This is a genomic window from Pseudomonas sp. S2_B07, from assembly GCF_054668435.1.
Genome location: NZ_CP162769.1, coordinates 5,635,400 through 5,654,667, shown reverse-complemented (window position 1 = coordinate 5,654,667; position 19,268 = coordinate 5,635,400). Strand labels below are relative to the sequence as shown.

At 61.0% G+C, this 19,268-nt stretch carries 16 protein-coding genes and 1 pseudogene; 6 read left to right on the top strand and 11 right to left on the bottom strand.

Translation table 11 applies throughout. From position 1 onward, the window contains the following. Window positions 1-171: 171 nt before the first annotated feature. Both AB4N43_RS26100 and AB4N43_RS26095 read left to right on the top strand, forming a co-directional pair. Window positions 172-2,010, top strand: a complete 1,839-nt coding sequence (locus AB4N43_RS26100) for a glycoside hydrolase family 15 protein (protein WP_194941074.1) — start codon at window positions 172-174, stop codon at window positions 2,008-2,010. Between the two features lie 328 nt (window positions 2,011-2,338). Further along, window positions 2,339-2,727, top strand: a pseudogene (locus AB4N43_RS26095) (hypothetical protein). Here AB4N43_RS26095 and AB4N43_RS26090 read toward each other — a convergent pair. After that, on the bottom strand, window positions 2,703-3,698 hold the full coding sequence (locus tag AB4N43_RS26090) for a GlxA family transcriptional regulator (protein ID WP_460152193.1): 996 nt from the start codon (window positions 3,696-3,698) through the stop codon (window positions 2,703-2,705). The pseudogene AB4N43_RS26095 and the gene AB4N43_RS26090 sit on opposite strands and share 25 nt — an antisense overlap. A gap of 89 nt (window positions 3,699-3,787) precedes the next feature. On the opposite strand from AB4N43_RS26090, the gene inhA reads away from it, so the two are divergent. Beyond that, window positions 3,788-4,465, top strand: a complete 678-nt coding sequence (inhA, locus tag AB4N43_RS26085; protein ID WP_027925507.1) for an isonitrile hydratase — start codon at window positions 3,788-3,790, stop codon at window positions 4,463-4,465. 290 nt (window positions 4,466-4,755) lie between these two features. Here the strand turns inward: inhA and AB4N43_RS26080 are convergent, their stop codons facing one another. Next, complete coding sequence (locus AB4N43_RS26080) at window positions 4,756-5,244, bottom strand: SRPBCC family protein (protein ID WP_194941076.1); 489 nt, start codon at window positions 5,242-5,244, stop codon at window positions 4,756-4,758. A gap of 234 nt (window positions 5,245-5,478) precedes the next feature. Between AB4N43_RS26080 and AB4N43_RS26075 the strand changes: the two genes are divergently transcribed. Further along, the gene (locus AB4N43_RS26075) at window positions 5,479-5,880 is read left to right on the top strand and encodes a lysozyme inhibitor LprI family protein (RefSeq protein ID WP_460152191.1); all 402 of its coding nucleotides are present in this window, start codon (window positions 5,479-5,481) and stop codon (window positions 5,878-5,880) included. Window positions 5,881-6,002: 122 nt separating this feature from the next. Here AB4N43_RS26075 and peaD read toward each other — a convergent pair whose 3' ends face one another. From peaD to peaA, 4 genes are all read right to left on the bottom strand, one after another. Beyond that, complete coding sequence (gene peaD / locus AB4N43_RS26070) at window positions 6,003-7,121, bottom strand: quinohemoprotein amine dehydrogenase subunit beta (RefSeq protein WP_027925510.1); 1,119 nt, start codon at window positions 7,119-7,121, stop codon at window positions 6,003-6,005. Window positions 7,122-7,145: 24 nt separating this feature from the next. After that, entirely contained in the window at window positions 7,146-7,469 is a 324-nt protein-coding gene (gene qhpC, locus AB4N43_RS26065; protein WP_008145336.1) for a quinohemoprotein amine dehydrogenase subunit gamma, read from the bottom strand. 1 nt (window position 7,470) lies between these two features. Continuing rightward, window positions 7,471-8,901, bottom strand: a complete 1,431-nt coding sequence (gene peaB / locus AB4N43_RS26060; protein ID WP_410922866.1) for a quinohemoprotein amine dehydrogenase maturation protein — start codon at window positions 8,899-8,901, stop codon at window positions 7,471-7,473. Between the two features lie 81 nt (window positions 8,902-8,982). Continuing rightward, on the bottom strand, window positions 8,983-10,563 hold the full coding sequence (gene peaA / locus AB4N43_RS26055) for a quinohemoprotein amine dehydrogenase subunit alpha (protein WP_460152189.1): 1,581 nt from the start codon (window positions 10,561-10,563) through the stop codon (window positions 8,983-8,985). A gap of 343 nt (window positions 10,564-10,906) precedes the next feature. On the opposite strand from peaA, the gene AB4N43_RS26050 reads away from it, so the two are divergent. Beyond that, complete coding sequence (locus AB4N43_RS26050; protein WP_027925513.1) at window positions 10,907-11,263, top strand: hypothetical protein; 357 nt, start codon at window positions 10,907-10,909, stop codon at window positions 11,261-11,263. Between the two features lie 49 nt (window positions 11,264-11,312). Here the strand turns inward: AB4N43_RS26050 and AB4N43_RS26045 are convergent, their stop codons facing one another. Beyond that, window positions 11,313-11,567 carry a DUF1652 domain-containing protein gene (locus AB4N43_RS26045; protein ID WP_027925514.1) on the bottom strand — a complete coding sequence of 85 codons (255 nt, stop codon included), beginning with the start codon at window positions 11,565-11,567 and terminating at the stop codon, window positions 11,313-11,315. Window positions 11,568-12,024: 457 nt separating this feature from the next. Between AB4N43_RS26045 and AB4N43_RS26040 the strand changes: the two genes are divergently transcribed. Then, complete coding sequence (locus AB4N43_RS26040) at window positions 12,025-13,515, top strand: aldehyde dehydrogenase family protein (RefSeq protein WP_460152186.1); 1,491 nt, start codon at window positions 12,025-12,027, stop codon at window positions 13,513-13,515. A 116-nt stretch (window positions 13,516-13,631) separates the two neighbouring features. Here AB4N43_RS26040 and qhpG read toward each other — a convergent pair whose 3' ends face one another. The 4 genes from qhpG to AB4N43_RS26020 are packed head-to-tail and all read right to left on the bottom strand — an operon-like array spanning window position 13,632 to window position 19,216. Then, window positions 13,632-14,930, bottom strand: a complete 1,299-nt coding sequence (gene qhpG, locus AB4N43_RS26035; RefSeq protein ID WP_460152184.1) for a flavin-dependent monooxygenase QhpG — start codon at window positions 14,928-14,930, stop codon at window positions 13,632-13,634. After that, window positions 14,927-15,604, bottom strand: a complete 678-nt coding sequence (qhpE, locus tag AB4N43_RS26030; protein ID WP_194941080.1) for a subtilisin-like serine protease QhpE — start codon at window positions 15,602-15,604, stop codon at window positions 14,927-14,929. Before qhpE ends, qhpG begins: the two co-directional genes overlap by 4 nt. After that, window positions 15,594-17,312, bottom strand: coding sequence for an ABC transporter ATP-binding protein (locus AB4N43_RS26025; RefSeq protein WP_460152182.1), 1,719 nt, complete (start codon window positions 17,310-17,312; stop codon window positions 15,594-15,596). Before AB4N43_RS26025 ends, qhpE begins: the two co-directional genes overlap by 11 nt. Beyond that, window positions 17,312-19,216 (bottom strand): sigma-54-dependent Fis family transcriptional regulator, encoded by a 1,905-nt coding sequence (locus tag AB4N43_RS26020; protein ID WP_460152181.1) that lies wholly within the window; start codon window positions 19,214-19,216, stop codon window positions 17,312-17,314. The genes AB4N43_RS26025 and AB4N43_RS26020 overlap by 1 nt, the downstream gene beginning before the upstream one ends. Between the last annotated feature and the right edge of the window lie 52 nt (window positions 19,217-19,268).

The window sequence follows — 19,268 nt, the reverse complement described above, 5'->3', positions numbered from 1 at the left end:
CTTCGCGAGCAGGCTCGCTCCCACATTGGATGTGTCTACGACGCAAAACCCTGTGGGAGCGAGCCTGCTCGCGAAGGGGTCAGAACAATCACCACATCATTCCAGCAAATGAACTCCTGCCCCCAAAAACCAGTCAGCTAGGTAGGCCCTCACCGCAAGGCGCTAACCGTCATGCCGATTTCTCTCCAGCCGCTACTTCACGAACGACAAAGCGCCATCGACGCCCACGGCATCATCGGCGACATGCGCAGCGCCGCACTGGTCAACGACAAGGGCAGCGTGGACTTTTTCTGCTGGCCGGAATTCGACAGCCCGTCGATTTTCTGCTCGCTGCTTGATACGCCCCAGGCGGGTATCTTCCAGTTGTCGCCGGACTTGCCCGACGCCCGCCGCGAGCAGATTTACCTGCCGGACACCAACGTGCTGCAAACCCGTTGGCTGAGTGATCGCGCGGTGGTCGAAATCACCGACCTGCTGCCCATCGGTGACACCGAGGACGATCTGCCGCTGTTGATGCGCAGGGTTCGGGTGGTCAGCGGTGAGGCGACGTTTCACATGCGCTGCGCCGTGCGTCATGACTACGCTCGCGCCAGGACGCGCGCGCGGATGGATAAAAAAGACGTGACGTTCGAGGCCGCCGATCAACCGTCCATGCGCCTGTCTTCGGATCAGGGGTTGCAGGTTGATGGTGATGCAGCGGTGGCCGAATTCACCCTGAAGCAAGATGAGAGTGCACAGTTCCTGCTCGGCGGACTCGACGATCCGCGCTTCAAGGAGGGTGCCGCCGACCTGTGCCTGCAACGCACCCTGAAGTTCTGGCGCGACTGGATTGGCCAGTCCAACTATCGCGGCCGCTGGCGGGAAATGGTCAACCGCTCGGCCCTCGCCCTGAAGCTGCTGACATCACGCAAACACGGCGCGATTCTCGCCGCCGCCACCTTCGGCCTGCCGGAAACACCGGGTGGCGAGCGCAATTGGGATTATCGCTACACCTGGATCCGCGACGCATCGTTTACCGTCTACGCGTTCATGCGCCTGGGGTTCGTCCAGGAAGCCAACGACTACATGCGCTGGCTGCGCGGGCGGGTCAGCGACTGTCATGGCCAGTCGAAGAAGCTCAACATTCTCTATGCCATGGACGGTCGACAGGAACTGCCGGAGGTCGAACTGACGCACCTGTCCGGACATGGCGGCGCGACACCAGTGCGCATCGGCAACGGTGCCTGCGATCAGATCCAGCTCGACATCTTCGGCGAGTTGATGGACGCGATCTACCTGGTCAACAAATATGGCGAGGCGATCTCCCATGAAGGCTGGAAACATACCGTGGAAGTGGTCGATCAGGTGTGCGAAACCTGGCAGCAGGCAGACGTCGGTATCTGGGAAATGCGTGGCGAGCAGCATCACTTCCTGCACTCGCGACTGATGTGCTGGGTCGCACTGGACCGCGCCATTCGCCTGGCCTCGAAACGCTCACTGCCCGCCCCGTTCGCCCGTTGGGACCAGATGCGCCAGGCTATCTACGCCGACATCTGGGGAAACTTCTGGAACGAAGAACGCGGACATTTCGTCCAGTACATCGGCGGCACCGCCCTCGACGGCTCGATGTTGCTGATGCCGCTGGTACGCTTCGTCAGCGCCAAGGACCCGCGCTGGCTCGCCACCCTCCAAGCCATCGAAAAAAACCTGGTGCGCGACGGCATGGTCTATCGCTATCGCAACGACGACACCCGCATCGACGGCCTCGACGGCACCGAAGGCGCGTTCGCCGCGTGCTCATTCTGGTACGTCGAATGCCTGGCGCGGGCCGGTCAGGTGGAAAAAGCCCATCTGGAGTTTGAACAGTTGCTGAGGTATGCCAACCCGCTCGGCCTGTATGCCGAAGAGCTGGACAATCATGCGCGGCATCTGGGGAATACGCCGCAAGCACTGACACATCTGGCGTTGATCAGTGCGGCGAGTTTTCTGGATCGGAAATTGAGTGGGGAGAAGAGTTTTTGGCAGCCTTGAGACTGAGGCGTAGCCATCAGCCACAACATCACTAGCCGACAAAGTCCGTCAGAAATTTCCCGTTTTGCGCTGCCGCTTGTAGGAACGAAGCTCACTCACACCAGGCTTAAACACACTCCCAGAACCTACCAACCCAACGTTGGCGAGCATTTGTGGGCTTTCAGGCCAAACCTCCTACAAAAATTGAACAAACATTCCCCTTTCACCCCGGCACCTCCCATTCCTACAGCCTGAAATACCTTGTTGCCAGTCGTTACATCCCCCCTAACATCCAGCAACAACGGGTACAGCGGAGCTGTCCAACAAAACCCGAATTCAAGGAACCTGAATGAGCCAGCGCATCCACCGCAGCATCGACTCACCCCTTCGCTCCGGCCTGAACCGCGACGAACTGTGGGAAGGCCCGGACAAAGGCCTGATCAAATGCTGGGAAATCGGCCGCCAACGCGCCGCCCGTTTCCCCAATCTCGCCCAACGCAGCCTTGCCGGAGAGCTACCGGTTCTGGGCTGGAAGGGGGTGTCAGTCGCAGCCTGAAAAAACTCGAAAAATACGGATCTCTCAAATACCTGGCGCAGTGGCAGGGTTTGCGCGGGGAGGATCTGGATGTTGATTTGGCTGAAGAGCGCGCGTTGGAATGCTCCCGGACCGGGATGGTGGTGACGTTTACGCCGGATCGGTCAAAGTATTTTAATCAGGTGGCGGAAGTGGAAGCCTGATAGAGAGCGGGCCCACTGACCGAAAACCGCTCGCGATACGCCTGTGGTGTCACGCCCATGGCCCTTAGAAAACTGCGCCGAAGCGTTTCTTCGCTGCCAAATCCGCATTGCACCGCCACCCGCTTGATCGGTACACCGGTGTCGCTGAGCAACCGTCGCGCCGTTTCGACCCGGATTAATTCAATGGCGCGCGCCGGAGTTTGCCCGGTGTCGGCGCGGTAGTGGCGGACAAAACTGCGTTCGCTCATGCCCGCCTGCAACGCCAGGGTGGGAATGCCGAGGTCCTTGGTCAGGTTTTCACTGATCCAGGCGTGAAGTTCGTCGAACCGGTCGCTTTCTTTCTGTAAGGACAAGGTCACGCTGAACTGTGACTGCCCGCCCGGACGCTTGAGGAACACCACCAGTTGCTGGGCGACTTCCAGCGCCATGTTGCGGCCGAGGTCCTCTTCGACCATGGCCAGGGCGAGGTCGATGCCAGCCGTGACCCCGGCCGAGGTCCAGACCGGGCCGTCGTTGATGAAGATCGGATTGGGCTCGACGTGGAGGCGCGGATGCTTCTGCGCCAACTGCTCGCAACGCGTCCAGTGCGTGACCACTCGCCGGCCATCCAGCCAGCCGCTGGCAGCCAGCAAAAACGCCCCGGTGCACACGGATGAAACCCGCCGGCAAGCTGCCGCATGTTCGCGCACCCAGGCCACCAGCGCCGGGTCTTCCGCCGCCGCGTAAACGCCCCAGCCACCGGCAATCACCAGCGTGTCGCTTTCGCCCTCGGGCAACGGCTCGGCCAATAGCCCCAAGCCCGCCGACGATATTACCGCCCCGCCGCCGCTGGCAATCACTGTCGGCGCATAGGGCGGCGGCAATCCTTTCTGGCGAGCCATGTCGTTGGCCGAGGCGAAAACCTGCAAGGGCCCGGTGACGTCGAGCAGTTGCACATTGGCAAACGCGAGTACGTGAATGATTTTCGGCATGTTGGCGTAATTCGTGGGGTGATTGGCGGATACGCCAAATCCTACGAGCCTACAGTGAAGACGTCCACCCACTTCAGGAGAAATACGCCATGACGTTGCAGATCGGTTTTCTGTTGTTTCCCCAGGTTCAGCAACTGGACCTGACCGGCCCTTACGATGTGTTGGCCTCACTGCCGGACGTGAAGGTGCATTTGATCTGGAAGGACCTGGTGCCGATTACCGCGAGCACTGGCCTGGTGCTGAAACCGACCGTGACGTTCGACGATTGCCCGGCGCTGGATGTGATCTGCGTTCCCGGCGGCGGTGGCGTCGGGCCGTTGATGGAAGATGAAGAAACGCTGGCGTTCATCAAGGCGCAAGCCGCCACCGCGCGGTATGTCACGTCGGTCTGCACCGGTGCGCTGGTGCTCGGCGCCGCAGGGTTGCTCAAGGGCAAGCGGGCGACGACGCATTGGGCCTATCACGAACTGCTCAAGCCACTGGGCGCGATCCCGGTGAAGGACCGGGTGGTGCGCGACGGCAATCTGCTGACCGGTGGCGGGATTACCGCAGGGATCGACTTTGCCCTGACCCTGGCGGCGGAACTGTTCGACAAGGACACCGCGCAGCTGGTGCAGTTGCAGTTGGAATATGCCCCGGCACCGCCGTTCCAGTCGGGCAGCCCTGAAGCGGCACCATCGAGTGTTCTGGCTGAAGCGCAACGCCGGGCAGCCGCCTCGCTTGAGCTGCGCACGCAAATCACCGAACGGGCAGCGGCCAGGCTCTAAGCGCTGCCGGACTTTTCGACAGGCAAAAAAAAACCCGCCGAAGCGGGTTTTTCCCAAGACCATTGTCGACTCCCTGTCGGTAGCCAATCCTTGCTGATGGTCGATCATCCGTGATCCTGAAGCGCTTCCTGTGCTTCAGTTGATGGAGTTAGATTACGTGTCGGATCCAATCTGCGATAGACGACATAGCTACCATCGCGTGTAAGACATTCGCTATACCCACCCTTCCGAAAACCCTTAGACGCCTCAGGTTTAATGGCTGGAGGCCTCGAATTCAGGGGGCTGTAGCTTTAACCACCTTCACGCTCGTGGGCTTTGGCGCTTTTGGTCAGAAACTGTTCGATGTTGTTCATCTGCTCATCCCAACCGCGGCTGTCCATACGGAACGCCTTGAGCCTTCGCGCTTGGGGAACATGATCGAAACCGGATTCGGTGACCTTCAACAAGGTGCCTTCATCCATGTCTTCAAGCTCGAATTTCACCAAAGTAGTGGGTTCCTGGGAATAGTCGACATCCGGTTCAACCGCATACGGGTGCCAACGAAACGAAAACACCCGCTCGGGCTCGACCCGCTCCACCAGCACATTCCACAGCAAGTGCTCATACCCGGGATAGGTGATCTGCCCCTGGGTCCACTCACCGGCGACGAAACGCTTGCCGTCCAGCGCAACGCCAAACCACTGCCCAAACGCTTCGGCATTGGCCAGCACACGCCAGACGTGCGAACGCTTCGCCTTGAGCAGGATTTTCCTTTCGATGCGATCTGATGCTGGGTTCATAAGTCACCTCCTGTACTGAACAGTAGGTCAGTAACAACCACAAGACCAACCCTAAAATTGGACCAATCGCTTGTCGCGATCAACCATGCTCGGGATATTCGGCCATTTTTGTGCGCATAAGTTCGGGTTTGCGGGCGAGACGGTTGCGGACAGCAAGGCGTGTTCTGTCGGCGCAGGTTCATAGTGATTCGCTAAACTGCCTCGCAATTTCCTCTGCCACAGCGAGTTTCCGCCATGTACTCACGCTTTTTCCTGGCACTGGCGCCAGTGTTGTTCACTTCGATGGCGTTCGCCGTGGATTGCGACAACGCCACCGACCAGGCCACGATGAACCAATGCGCCGCGCAGCAGAATGCGGCGGCCGACAAGGAGTTGAATGCGCTGTATCAGCAAATCACCACGCGTCTGCAAGCTGAGCCCGAGCGCAAGAAGTTGTTGGTGGGCGCGCAACGGGCGTGGGTTGCGTTTCGGGATGCCGAGTGCAAGTTTTCGGCTTCGGGGGTGGAAGGGGGCAGTGTGTATCCGTTGATCTATAGCAGTTGCACCACCGACTTGACCAAGGCGCGGGTTCAGACGTTCAGGAATTATCTTAAGTGTCAGGAGGGGGATGTGGGGTGTCCGGTTCCGGGGGTTTGATTTGGCAGTATTTTTGAGGGCCTCATCGCGAGCAGGCTCACTCCTACAGGGGATCTGTGTTGCACCGCAGATCCAGTGTAGGAGTGAGCCTGCTCGCGATGGCGGCCGGTCAGGCGCCGCTATTACCGGACAAATATCTGCGCCGTGGTAATCGCCATATCCCCACCCGGCATTTTGATGCTGCCAATCTGCTTCAAGCTGTCGGCATCAAAAATCGCCACGTCGTTAAACGTCCCGGCCAGGTAGATCTTGCTGCCGTCCTTGTTGAAGGAAATGCAGTAGTAGGAATGATCCAGCGTCGCCGACTGAAGCATTTTCTTTTCCTTGATGTCGTACTTGGCCAAGCGGTTGAGCACCCCGAACATCAGGTTCGGGTCCTTCGGCGAGCGCATGCCGCTGAAGTAGATTTCCGTCAGGGGACCGAAGTCGGTGGTTTCGGTCTTGCCGGTTTTCAGGTCGATGCTGAATAGCCCGTAGAGGTATTCGGCGGTCAACGGATCCTGCTTCTTGTCCTTGAATTTCGCGGTGGTGTAGAGCAGCGAGAAATCATGGCGATACGTCTGCTGGTTCCATACGTAGAGCACGTCCGGCGCGCTGTAGTTCGGGCGTTTCCAGTGACGACTGGGAATCAGCACGTCGAACTTGCCAGTGTTCACATTGACCTTGTAGACGTCCGCCCCGGCCACGTACAGCGTGCCGTCGTCGCCGCTTTGCATGATGGTCAGTTGCCGCGGCGCCGGGAAACTGCGCACCGGTTTGGCGTCCATGCCGGCGTCAGTCTTGTACACATCGAGCCGCGGCTGCTGCACTTCGTAGCGGTCATTGAGCATCAGCGTCGGGTTGGCAATGGCAAACAGTTCCTTGCCGTCGTGGCTGAGGGTGAAGGCGAACATCGACTTCGCTTTCTCCCCAGGTTTCTGGGTGATGCTGGCGTGGAACACCTGCTTGCAATTGTCCAGCTCGACGCCGTAGACATCGGCGTAGTGGTTGTTCAACACATAGGCGGTCTTGCGGTCCGGCGACAGTTGCACGGTGCCGGGGCCAAAGGCGTCGGGCATCTTGCAGGTCTTGAACAGCGTGTCGGTGGCCAGGTCGATCACGTTCAGGTTGTTCGGGTAGTTGGTGGTCAACATGTACTCGTGACCGTCTTGCAGTGCTGCATTTTCATCGGCCAGAACGTTGAGCGAACACGTGCTCAGGACGGCGAATGCGGCCAGGCCGCAGGCTTTGATGCTGTGCATGCTGGAATCCTTCTTCTTATCTGATCACTTGTCTTTGGGGAAGACAGTGCCGAGGTTGCGCCAGTTTTCGTTGGACGCCTGGGCATCCTTGTTCCAGTCCGGATAGGTGCTCATCATGTCGGGCACCTGGGCCGGCCACCAGCACGGGTCGGAACAGCCATACAAGTCGGCTTCCATCGGCTGGCACAGCGACGACACCCCGCCAAACGCATCGATCTCCCAACCCGGGTCGGTGGTCGAGGCGCAGCCCGCCACAGAGCTCATGGCCACCACTTCTTCGATGCGGTTTTCGGCCGCAGCCTCGTCCAGTTTCAGCGCTTTGTTATTGATTGCCTTGAGATGTTTCATATCAGTGAGCCTTGCGCGGAGTGATGTAGCTGCTGATAAACGCAGGGTTATGGGCCATGATCCGGGTGTAGACCTCGATGCCGAAGTCGACCCAGTCACGCATCAGTTCGCAGTAGTGATAGGTCGGGTGGGTCGGGTCGCCGTACCGGGCGTAGCTTTCGTGGTAGCAGCCGCCGGAGCACAGGTTGCGGATCTGGCAGTCCTCGCAACCGGTGTTGGTGCGGTCGAGGCGTTGGGACAGGAAGTCGTTCAACTCCACCTGTTTGACGCCGCTGTGCACGTTGCCGAAGGTCGGCAGTGACGAACCGGTAAAGCGATGACACAGGTTCAGTTCGCCTTTGTGATCCACCGCCAGCATCTTCAGGCCCGCGCCGCACGGCAGGGCTTTTTTGTGGCCTTCGTGGATGTCGGTGATCAATTGGTGCAGGTTGGAAAAACCGATGTTGCGGTGTTCCAGCGCCGCGTCCAGGTAACGCCGACCCAGCCTCTTCATGCTGGCGAAAACTTCGATCAACTCGTCGCTGGACAGGTTGAAGGTGCTGATGTCGCCAGAGGTCACCGGGGCAAACCCGACTTCGGCAAAACCCAGTTCATTGAACAGGTGATCCCAGATGGTTTCGACGTCGGTGACGCCGGTGGTCAACGTGACCCGCGCGCCCACCGGACGGCTGTTGTAGCGCGACAACAGCATCTCCGCCTTGCGCCGTACCACGTCATACGTGCCCTGCCCGCCGACGGTGATACGGTTGCGGTCGTGCACGGTTTTAGGCCCGTCGATGCTCACCGACAGCCCGAAACGGTGGGCATTGAGGTAGTCCACAGTTTCTTCAGTGAGCAGCGTGGCGTTGGTGGTCATGACGAACTCGACGAACTTGCCGGCCTCGCGGAAACGCTTCTCGCAATAGTCGACCATGTACTCGATCAGTTTGCGGTTGCTCAACGGCTCGCCACCGAAGAACACCACGGTGAAACGCTCTTCATCCGGGGATTCGCGCAGCAGCATTTCCACCGACGCGACCGCCGTTTCGACGTCCATTTTCTTGCCCGCCGACGGCTTGTCGAGGTCTTCCTTGTAGCAGTAGGTGCAGCTCAAGTTGCAGCCGGTGTTGACGTTGAGCACCACGGTATTGATCGCGGTGCGCTCGACCCGTTTGGTGCCGATGTCCGGGGTCAGTGGCGAGCCGTCGCTGACCAGTTCCAGGGACATCAACTCACGCAAGGTCTCGGTGATTTCCTCGCCGTTGAAGCGGGAGGACAAGCGCTGGATCAGGTCGTCCGACGAACAGCCGGGACCGCGCAAGGTATCGATGATGGTGCCGGTCAGTTCGTCGCTGGCGAACAGCGAACTGCTGGGGATGTGAAACAGCATGCGGTCGGCATCGACGTGCACTTCGTGCAGGTTCCGTTCGACCAGATTCAAAATAGCGCCCATTGCAACCTCCTGTGCAAACCCCGTTTGACGGGGCCTGCGGTCATTCCGAAAAAGTGTCTGAAGCCGTAGGAATCAGCCAACTCATGGAATGGGTGGATTGTTCCAGCGTTGCACGGTGACGATCATGTGGCCTTCGCCGGTCAGGGATTTCCCTGCATCGTCGACGGCGGCGATCACCTTGAGGTTGCCGGCATTGTTGGTGGACATCTTGCGTTGCGGGTTCGGCCCGGCATCGCCCGGTGTGAACACGCCGCTGTCCGCCTGCATGGTGCCAGCGAACTTGACGTCTTCGTCTTCCTTGGCGCGGTCATCGAAGGCCTCGACCTTCCACTGCGCCGGGAACACGCCGATGCGATACAGCTTGCCGTCAGCGCCTTTGCCCCAGGCTTCGGCGTCGAAGCGGCCCTGGACTTTCGGCGTCGAACCACCGCCCTCGCCGATCCGCGCCACCGAGAATTCCGGCACCACTTTGACTTCGGCGATGGAGCTGTAGACCGACAGGCTCGGGCCTTTCAGTGTGCCGACGGTGACTGCACGCACGCCTGGCTGGGCATTGGCGGCGGCCTTGAGCTTGACCTTGATCCGCTCAGGGCTCTGCTCGACGATTTCGACCACTTCCACGCCTTTGCCGAAATTCGGTTTGCCGGTGAGACCGCTGCCGACCAGCGTCACTTCCGTTTCACTGCCAGCCTTCAGATAACCCGGCTGTACCGCCAGCAAACGGCTGGAACCCTGCTTGGCGGCGACGAAGTCCAGACCGCGCTCGTCGTGCTCGGCCTCGAACATCCGGCCCTGCATCGCATTGCCTTGGGCGGCGAATACCTGACGCATGGTCACGCCGTCGATGGTCACGTTGCCGCGCCATTCGTAGCCGGTGTAGAGAATCGCGCTGCCGTCGCCATTGAACGGGCTGCCGTCAGCGTATTGGCCTTTGACGCCAACCTTGAAGGTATCGCTGCCATCGGCCGTGACGCTCATCACGCCGGCCAATTCACCCTTGCCTGGCAAGTGGCCGCTGAAACTCCAGTCGCCCACCAGGGCATCGCTTTTCGGCGCGGCGCTCTGCCATTTTTTCCAGGCCGGGTTGTCCAGCGGATAACGCTTGGCCAACAACGGCACCATGTCTTTGCGGGCAATGTCGAACCAGTCGCGGTCGCGGGCCAGGGCCTGGTATTCGAGGGACGGCCATTGGCCGAGGTGGAAGTTCACCAGGCGTTCCCATTCCTGGGCCGGACGGCGTTGCAGGGCGACCCGCGCACCGGAGTGGCAGCGGCCACACATCTGGCTGGTCTGGTCGTCGAATTTTTCGACGGTGTTGAGTCGGCGCTCCAGCGCATAACGCACGCCATCGGTCTCGCTCGGTGCCAGGCCCTGGGTGTCGGCCAGGTACTTGACGAGGGTGCGGCGGTCGTCATCGCTGATCTGCAAACCGTGCATGGTTTGCATCCGGGCGATGCTCATCAACCAGCCTTCCGGGGTCTTGCGCTGGTGGCTGATGCGGCTGAGGGTGTTATTGGCTTCAGGGGTGTGACAGCCCTGACACGTTTCCTTGAGGATGGTCTGGGCGTCGCGGGCTGCCAGGCTGTCGGGCGAATGCAGCGCCACGCAAGCGGCCACGGCCAGCAGGCTGGCGCTCAGGCCTGATCGGAGTTTTCTCTTCATCAACGTCGAACCTCGCACGGTGCGTTCTTATTGTTGTGGCTTATCGTTTTTATGGTTTCTGCCGCCGGCGGCGAACCGCTGACGGAGGCAAGAGAAACGTCTGCGATGAGCAATACACGGAGCGTGCCAGCTTGCCGATGTTGTTTTTTATCAATCAGTTGCGTGCAATCAAGGGCCTGGAACAGCCGTTGAAGGAGAGCGCCTGCGTCTAATATCGCGACAGGTGTTGCAGTCTGAGACAAGCATAGATGCCCAGCGGGAACAGCTCATCGCCCAACGATTGACGGCACGGGTAGGCCGGCGCGAAATAGTTGTTCACCGATTGCCAGCAAGGGGATAAAAAATGGCAAGCATCACTGTCTTGGCGGGGGACTTTCTGCAGGGTGATGGAGAGTACAGGGACGGCGTTTTCACCCTCAGGACGTCGCTTCATCCATGGCCCGGCCTCACCCTCCCGATTTCAGCGTTCAAGCGTGTGGAAGTCGCCAACGAGGAGTCGATCAACAACATCAAGGATGCCATCGGGTTCGGCGTAGCCGGCGCCATGCTGCTGGGCCCCATCGGCGCGATTGCCGGGTTCATGCTGGCCGGCAAGGAAACCGAAGTGACCTTCCTGGCCACTCTCAAGGATGACCGGACGCTACTAGCGGCCGTGGATAGCAGCACGTTCGAGGAGATTTCTAGCATAATCCCCTCATGAACACCTCAACGCAGGCCGCACCACACGCGGTGGTGCGGCTGACGCCGGTTCAGCTCAAGAACGTTGGGTGGACGTCTTTGTGTGCGTTGATCTGTTGCTGCATCTGCCCCACCAGCGTCGCAATCGCGTGGGCGGTGTCCAGCTCCCAGACGGGAACGTGACTCACCACCAGGTCCACTTTGCCGGTCATGCAATTGCAGACCCGGATCGTCAACGACTGATCCGGTGCCATGCTGCAGGTGCATACCGAAGGTAGAAAACTCCGTTCAATGATGCTTTGAATCTCCAGGGTTGAAAGGTTCATCACAACCCCCCTTGTGCGAGATGTATGGCCGGGGAAATGTTCCGTCATTTCACCCACCGAGCCTGAAAATTCTAGACCCCAACACGGGGGCACTCAAGGTCGCAACCCGGTTGCTCGTCGTCTCAGCGGGTGTCGCAATTTGCGAAAAAATCGCTACCGCCCGCTATGCCGACGGGAGAAGAAATGCCGACGGCAACGCAATTTTTGTAGCCGCTGGCGAAGCCTGCGTTCGGCTGCGCAGCAGTCGTAATTCATGAGTTTGCGGTCTGCCTGAAGCACCGTATCGTCTGATTTCACGACTGCTGCGCAGCCGAACGCAGGCTTCGCCAGCTGCTACATGGCATAACCTTCACCACCCTCCATTGGCGTCCGGCTGATCAACGTTGGCCTGACCACCCGGCGACTTGGCACAGCCATTGCGAAAGCCCTGTTCTCACGAACAATAAGAGGCTTCGCCATGACGCTCCCTAATGTGCTTCCCGCCACCTCCGCATTTATCCAGCGTGCCCCGCGCATGTTGATCGGCGGGGAATGGGTCGAGGCCGCCGATGGCCAGACCATGCCCCTGCACAACCCGGCCACCGGTGAAGTGTTGTGCGTGGTGCCACGTGCCACGCCGGAGGATGTCGACCGCGCGGTGTTGGCCGCGCGTCAGGCTTTCGATGATTCGGCCTGGACCCGCACCCGCCCACGCGAACGGCAGAATCTGTTGTGGAAACTCGCCGACCTGATGCAGCGCGATGGCGAGCTGCTGGCGCAACTGGAATGCCTGAACAACGGTAAAAGCGCGGCGGTGGCCCAGGTGATGGACGTGCAACTGGCCATCGATTTCCTGCGCTACATGGCCGGTTGGGCGACCAAGATTGAAGGTTCCAGCGTTGAGGTGTCGTTGCCGCTGATGCCCAACGATCAATTCCACAGTTTTATCCGTCGCGAAGCGGTGGGCGTGGTCGGCGCCATCGTCGCCTGGAACTTCCCGCTGCTACTGGCCTGCTGGAAGCTCGGCCCGGCCCTCGCCACCGGTTGCACGGTGGTGCTCAAACCCGCCGATGAAACCCCGCTGACCGCGCTGAAACTCGCTGAGCTGGTCCTCGAAGCCGGTTACCCCGAAGGCGTGTTCAACGTGGTTACCGGCACCGGCATCACCGCCGGTTCCGCGCTGACGCACAACCCGCTGGTGGACAAGCTGACCTTCACCGGCTCGACTGCCGTGGGCAAGCAGATAGGCAAGATCGCCATGGACTCCATGACCCGCGTGACCCTGGAGCTGGGCGGAAAATCACCGACCATCGTCATGGGCGACGCCGACCTGCCGAGCGCCGCCGCGGGTGCCGCCAGCGCGATCTTCTTCAACCAGGGCCAGGTCTGCTGCGCAGGTTCGCGCCTGTACGTGCAACGCAAGCATTTCGACAATGTGGTGGCGGACATCGCCGGTATTGCTAATGCCATGAAGCTCGGCAACGGCCTGGACCCAAGCGTCGAGATGGGTCCGTTGATTTCGGCGCGCCAGCAGGAACGGGTTTATGGGTACATCGAAAAGGGCCGGGAAAGTGGCGCGACCATCGCCTGCGGTGGCGAGCAATTCGGCCCGGGGTTTTTCGTCAAGCCGACGGTGATTGTCGACGTCGATCAGAAGCATTCGCTGGTGCAGGAAGAGATATTTGGTCCGGTGCTGGTGGCGATTCCGTTCGACGACGAAGCCGATGCGTTGCGCATGGCCAATGACAGTCCTTATGGGCTCGGGGCGAGTATCTGGTCGAATGATCTGGCGGCGGTGCACCGGATGATTCCGCGGATCAAATCGGGGTCGGTGTGGGTCAACTGCCACAGCGCCCTGGACCCGGCGTTGCCGTTTGGTGGGTACAAGATGTCGGGGGTCGGGCGGGAGATGGGGTATGCGGCGATTGAGCATTACACCGAGTTGAAGTCGGTGTTGATCAAGCTCTGATTTGCGGCGTTTTTTAGGCCGCCATCGCGGGCAAGCCCGGCTCCTACATTGGTTCTGTGTTGATCACAAATCCTCTGTAAGAGCCGGGCTTGACCGCGATGGCGTCCGAGAGGCCCCTACAAATCCCGGGGGTTGAAGCCTTGAGCCAACAACCACCCCCGAACCACCCGCCCCTGCTCCACCGTCAACCCCGCCAACACCTGTTCCGCCGGCTCAGTACGCAACCGCCGCACCAACGGCGCCACTTCAACCCCTTGCACATGCCAGATCCCCAACGGCTGATCCGCCGTGATCACCACCTCGGCTTCATCGACAAACCCCTCATTCAACACCGGCGCCCGCTCAATCCTCAACGCGGCAAAATCTGCCTCGGCATGGGCCACCTGAGCATCCGGCCACTGCCGCCGCGCCTGCCAGAATGGTTGGTCCCGCCATCGCTGTTCATCGGCGTAAAAGTCACGACCGATCCGCGCAAAGCGCAAAAACAGCTGTTCCACCCGCTGCCGATGAAAACGCTGTGCCAAGGCCGTTCGCTCGGGTTTTCGCAACAGCGTGTTGATCACCGTTGGCGCCTGCAGCGCTGAGGACAGCGATTGAAAAATCCCGTTGCCCGACAGCGGGTCAACCGCCATCGCTGCATCCCCAACCCGAATCCAGTTCGGACCGCACACCTGCGGACTGAGGATCGCTGTGCTGCTGCGGGCATGCAACTGCAGGTCGATTTCCGGCGAGGCACCGAAAAAAGCCTGAGCCAGCGCCGAGCCCTGGCGCCGCTGCCGACAATAGTCGAGCAACTGCGCCTTGCCCGGCAGGTTGGCGCTGGCCACGTCCACCGTCCACTGCCAATAGCACTGACCATCAGCCCGCCGCGCCATCCACGCCCAGCCATCCTCCAGGCTTTCCACTGCGCTGGCGGTGCTGCCCGGCGTGGCCTGCCAGCGATTGAGCAGGCTGACCGTCTCCGGCCCTCTCAGGCCTTTACCAAGCGCAGGTGCCTGACGCCCTCGGGCGTCCACCAGAAAGTCCGCGACCAGCGCTTCACGCCCTTCGATCTCGATTCGATGCGCCGTAGCGTTGGTCTGAACCGTCAGCATCCGACCTTCGATCACCTCGACTCCTGCCAGGCGCAGGTCTTCGCGCAAGCCTCGGTCAAAGACGGGACGGTCCAACAGGAATTCAATGTTCTGCGCATGCTGCTGACCGTTCCACGACACCTGCCGCTGGGAAGGCAACGCCGCTTCCGCCAGCGCCTGATGCAGGCCCGCGCCGCGCAGTGCGTCCAGCACTCGCACCGAAACACCTTCCAGCGCGGCAAACCGGCGCCACTCGCTGACCAGCGTCACGGGATAACCGAGCCGCCGTAACCCCAGGGCCACCGCCGCCCCTGCTGGCCCGGCGCCGAGTATCACGATCATGGGCCGAAGCGCCGTTCAGGGCCGCGATAACGCGCATGCTCGCGCAGCCATTCGACCACTTGCTGGTTGCTCGCCTCAGGATGTTCGACCAGAAAAGCGCCGATGTGCCCGCTCAACGCCGCACACCCCAGACTGGCGCCGGATTGTCCTGGATAGGTCCCATGCACACACGCGGCGAAATCCGCTTGCGCGCTGTTGAGCCACGACCATTGCTGTTCGGTGCAACGGGCGTCGCCGGTAACGCGCAGCACCTGCGGATAATTGGCCGGGAACACGCCCTCGCCTTGCGCGGGACTAGAGGCGCAGAGTAGAACCCCGCGTGCCACCGCCGCTGCGCAGGCTTCGCGCAACAGGCTGCGATCCTGTCGCAAGCCGAGGCTCAAATTGATCAGCCGAACGTCCTGCGCCACCAGCCAGTCAATAGCGCTGGCGATCTGCAAGGCGCTAGTGACGCCGCGCTGATCAAACACCTGCCCCACGCAAAACACCGCTGAAGGTGCCCGCCTGCCGATGGCTTCAATCACTGCGCTGCCATGGCCCAGCGGATCGTCGCGCAAGTCGCTTTCGGCCAGTCCATCGTCCAGCAACGAGAAGCGCCGACCCGCGACGACTTGCACCCGTTGCGCCGCCGAATGCCCACTGTCGACCACACCGATGCGCAGTTCAGGCTTCATGCAGCACCGTTTTTGAGGTGAGCACGCCGTCGAGCAATTCAAAACGCAGATCGGCATCGGCCAAGGTGGAGGGGCGATGGCTGATCAGGATGCGTGTACGTCCGGCAAACAGTCGGTCGATGGCCTCGATCACTTCGCGCTCAGTGGCTTCATCCACTGCCGAGGTGGCTTCGTCGAGCACCAGAATCAGCGGGTCCTGCAAGAGTGCCCGGGCAATGGCGATGCGTTGTTTCTGCCCGCCCGACAGCTGCTGGCCGCGCTCGCCCAACGGACTGTCGAGGCCTTCGGGCAACGACTCGATCAGGCTGTCGAGTTGCGCCAGTCGCGCGACTTCGGCAATCGCCTCGCGACTGGCGTGCGGTACGGCATAAGCGAGGTTGTCAGCGAGGCTGCCGCGAAACAAAACGATGTCCTGACTGACCACGGCAATCCGCTGGCGCAACTGGAACAGATCCAGCTCCCGCAGGTCGACCTCCCCCAGCAATACGCGGCCGGACTGCGGATCATGATGGCGTTGCAGCAGGTCGATCAGGGTTGATTTACCGACCCCGGAGCCGCCGCTGAGAGCGACTTTCAAACCGTAGGGAATGCGCGCTTCGATACCGCGCAAGGTGGTCGGGCGACCGGGATGACTGAAGTGCACATCGTCGAATCGCAGGTCACCCGAAGTCGGCATGGGTTGTGGCTGGACCGGCGTCAGGACGGTCGGCTCTTCGCCGCGCAATTCCATCACGCGCCCAAGACTGACGGTCATCCGTTGAATGGCGACGTAGAGCCCGAGCAGGCTCTGAACCGGCCCGACGGCCATGCCCAGATAAGTAGAAAACGCGATCAAGGCGCCCAACTGCCAGGTCCCCTGCACCACCCAGTACCCGCCAATCAAAAACGCACAGGCCCGGGACAACGACGTCAGTGTTCCCGGTACGGCCTGGGTAAAAAACTCGGTGACTTGCAGGCGCAGCAATTGGCTCATGTAGCCGTGGCCCAGCGTTTCCAGACGCCGTGCTTCACGCTGTTGCTGGCCGGCGGACTGGATGAATTTCATCACCGGCAGTGTCTCGACCATGAACGAGGACATGTCCGCCGAGCGCTCGCGCAATTGCCGCACATCGCGCTCGACCTTGCGCCGCATCCAGCGCAGCCAGAGCACGTCGAGGGGGATCAGCACCAATGCTAACAACGAGAGTTTCCAGGACAGGGTCAGCAGCATCGCCACCGCGCAGACCAGACCGATCACACTCGATACCGCCGAAAACAGCGAGTCCACGGCAAAGCGCTGAATCTCCGCGACGTCGCCATCGAGGCGCGACATCAGGTCGCCAATCCGCCGCTGACCGTAAAAGCTCGGAGAGAGCGTCTGCAAATGCCGATAAAGATCATCGCGCAGCGCAAACAAAATCCGCCCGGACAACCGCGTGTGCAAGTAGCGGTTGATGCCCGACAGCGCCGTGCCGAGCAGCCCGGCGACGATCATCAACCCGGCAATCAACACCAGCATCGCAAAGTTGCGCGCCAGCAGGCCATCGTCGATCAGTAGCTTGGTCAACCAGGGTTGCACCAACACCAGCAGCGAGGCACACACCGACAAACCGAGCAGCCCGGCGATGGCCAAGCGATGGGGGCGCACGAAGCTGTAGAGCCAGCGCAATGCCGCTTGCAGGGCTTCGGGGTTCTGGCTGTCGATCAGCCGGACGATCAGGCGCTGCATCACGAACGCAACTGTTTGAGCTTGCGATACAGGGTCGCGCGACTGATGCCCAACGCGTCGGCGGCGGCCGAGACGTTACCCTGGTGCGTGTCCAGGGACTGACGAATCAGTTCCAGTTCATTTTCACGAATGCTGCCGGACTGAGGGCGTTCGGTGGCGGTCAATTCGTCGAGCATGCTGTCGGGCAAGTGGTCGAGGGTGAGGACGCTCTCCCCCGGTTCGCGCATGGCCAGCGCGGTGCGCAACACCATCTCCAGTTGGCGGATGTTGCCCGGCCAGTGATAGCCGCTAAGCAGTCGGTTCAAATCGTCATGCAGGACGACGGTTGGTGCATCTAGCCTGGTCAGCAATCGCCCGACCAGTGCACTGAAATCGTCGCGTTCGCGCAGGGCCGGGAGCATCACGCTGATGCCGTTGACCCGGTAGAACAGGTCTTCGCGAAAGTGCTTTTCTTCCACCAGACGCTTGAGGTCGCGGTGCGTGGCGCAGATCAGCGCGACGTCGATGTCCTGTTCTTCGCCGGCACCCAGCGGCGCGACTTTGCGGTCTTGCAGCACCCGCAGCAAACGCGCTTGCAAGGCCAGCGGCATGTCGCCGATTTCATCGAGGAACAAGGTGCCGCCGTGGGCCTGTTGCAGACGACCGATCATGCCACCACGACGGGAGCCGGTGAAGGCGCCTTCGCGGTAGCCGAACAGTTCCGATTCGATCAGGCCTTCGGGAATGGCCGCACAGTTCACCGCGATAAAGGGCTTGTCACGACGGGTTCCGGCCATGTGCAGGGCGCGGGCGATGACTTCTTTACCGGTGCCGGTTTCACCAAGCAGCAACACTGGCAACTCATTGGCCAAGCCTTGCCGGGCCATGCGCAGGGCGCGGGCATAACGCACGTTGCTACCGGCCAGGGACTCCAGGTCCGGCTGGGGTTTCGTGGTTTTGGCGGTCGTGCGCGTTGGGGTGCTGACATTGATTGACCGCTGCGGCGCGCGCAGGGTTTTGTAGAAGAATTCGCCCTTGGCGGTTTGCAGGCTGCCGACGCCGCCTTGGTGCAAACGTGATAACAGTTGCAGGCCATCGACGCCGAGGAATTCTTCGCAACGTCGACCGACCAGCGCCGAGCGCTCGGCGTGGAGCAACTGACAGGCCTGGGCACTGACCGCGAGGATCTGACCGCCGAGGCTCACCGCCAACAAGCCTTGCCAAGGCGATTCGAGGTATTGGCGGCGACTGTGGAAGGCCAGGACGATTTCGTCGGGATAACTGGCGTTGAACACGCGGCTTTCAATCTGGCTGACCGCCATCGCCAGCAACGCGGTGCTGTCATGGACGCGGCCGAGCGGGCCTTCTCGGGTCAGGTCGAGCACGCCGAGAATGTCGCCTTGAGGGCAGTGGATCGGCACCGAGGTGCAGGAAAAATCCGTCAGGCGATCTAGGTAATGTTCGCCGCAATCGATCATCGTCGGCCGGGCTTCGACCAGTGCAGTGCCCAGAGCGTTAGTGCCGCGAGCGGCTTCGCTCCAGCAGGCGCCCAACGTGATGTCTTGCAGGCCGCTGCCCTTGAGGCGGTCGGCGCGCCCTTCGACAGCGAGGATGGTGGCGTCGGAATTGGCGAGGATGATCAGGCCTTCCTTGCCTTGGCGTTCAGCCAGGTAATCAATCGCTGGCAATGCCGCGTCGATCAGCAGTCGGTTGCTCGCCAGCAGCACATCGAGGCTGGCGCTCGATTCCAGCGCCAGTTCGTGCTTGCCATTGAAGTGCACGCCATGACTGAGGCTGCGCCGCCAGGACGCATCGATTTCCGCGCGCAAGACGCCATCGGGGACTTCGCCCTCCAGATGGAGTCTTTCCCGGGCCAGCCGGGCTTCGCGGTGCAGTTTCGGTGGTGTTGTTTTTATTAGCGTCATCAAGCGCTCCGAATCGGTCCGCCCTGCGCTTTTTCAAGTTCAGCGCCCTGCC

Excerpts from the sequence above, each read along its gene's own strand:
- AB4N43_RS26100 (WP_194941074.1), top strand. The coding sequence starts at position 172 with ATGCCGATTTCTCTCCAGCCGCTACTTCACGAACGACAAAGCGCCATC.
- AB4N43_RS26090 (WP_460152193.1), bottom strand. The coding sequence starts at position 3,698 with ATGCCGAAAATCATTCACGTACTCGCGTTTGCCAATGTGCAACTGCTC.
- inhA (WP_027925507.1), top strand. The coding sequence starts at position 3,788 with ATGACGTTGCAGATCGGTTTTCTGTTGTTTCCCCAGGTTCAGCAACTG.
- AB4N43_RS26080 (WP_194941076.1), bottom strand. The coding sequence starts at position 5,244 with ATGAACCCAGCATCAGATCGCATCGAAAGGAAAATCCTGCTCAAGGCG.
- AB4N43_RS26075 (WP_460152191.1), top strand. The coding sequence starts at position 5,479 with ATGTACTCACGCTTTTTCCTGGCACTGGCGCCAGTGTTGTTCACTTCG.
- peaD (WP_027925510.1), bottom strand. The coding sequence starts at position 7,121 with ATGCACAGCATCAAAGCCTGCGGCCTGGCCGCATTCGCCGTCCTGAGC.
- qhpC (WP_008145336.1), bottom strand. The coding sequence starts at position 7,469 with ATGAAACATCTCAAGGCAATCAATAACAAAGCGCTGAAACTGGACGAG.
- peaB (WP_410922866.1), bottom strand. The coding sequence starts at position 8,901 with ATGGGCGCTATTTTGAATCTGGTCGAACGGAACCTGCACGAAGTGCAC.
- peaA (WP_460152189.1), bottom strand. The coding sequence starts at position 10,563 with ATGAAGAGAAAACTCCGATCAGGCCTGAGCGCCAGCCTGCTGGCCGTG.
- AB4N43_RS26050 (WP_027925513.1), top strand. The coding sequence starts at position 10,907 with ATGGCAAGCATCACTGTCTTGGCGGGGGACTTTCTGCAGGGTGATGGA.
- AB4N43_RS26045 (WP_027925514.1), bottom strand. The coding sequence starts at position 11,567 with ATGAACCTTTCAACCCTGGAGATTCAAAGCATCATTGAACGGAGTTTT.
- AB4N43_RS26040 (WP_460152186.1), top strand. The coding sequence starts at position 12,025 with ATGACGCTCCCTAATGTGCTTCCCGCCACCTCCGCATTTATCCAGCGT.
- qhpG (WP_460152184.1), bottom strand. The coding sequence starts at position 14,930 with ATGATCGTGATACTCGGCGCCGGGCCAGCAGGGGCGGCGGTGGCCCTG.
- qhpE (WP_194941080.1), bottom strand. The coding sequence starts at position 15,604 with ATGAAGCCTGAACTGCGCATCGGTGTGGTCGACAGTGGGCATTCGGCG.
- AB4N43_RS26025 (WP_460152182.1), bottom strand. The coding sequence starts at position 17,312 with ATGCAGCGCCTGATCGTCCGGCTGATCGACAGCCAGAACCCCGAAGCC.
- AB4N43_RS26020 (WP_460152181.1), bottom strand. The coding sequence starts at position 19,216 with ATGACGCTAATAAAAACAACACCACCGAAACTGCACCGCGAAGCCCGG.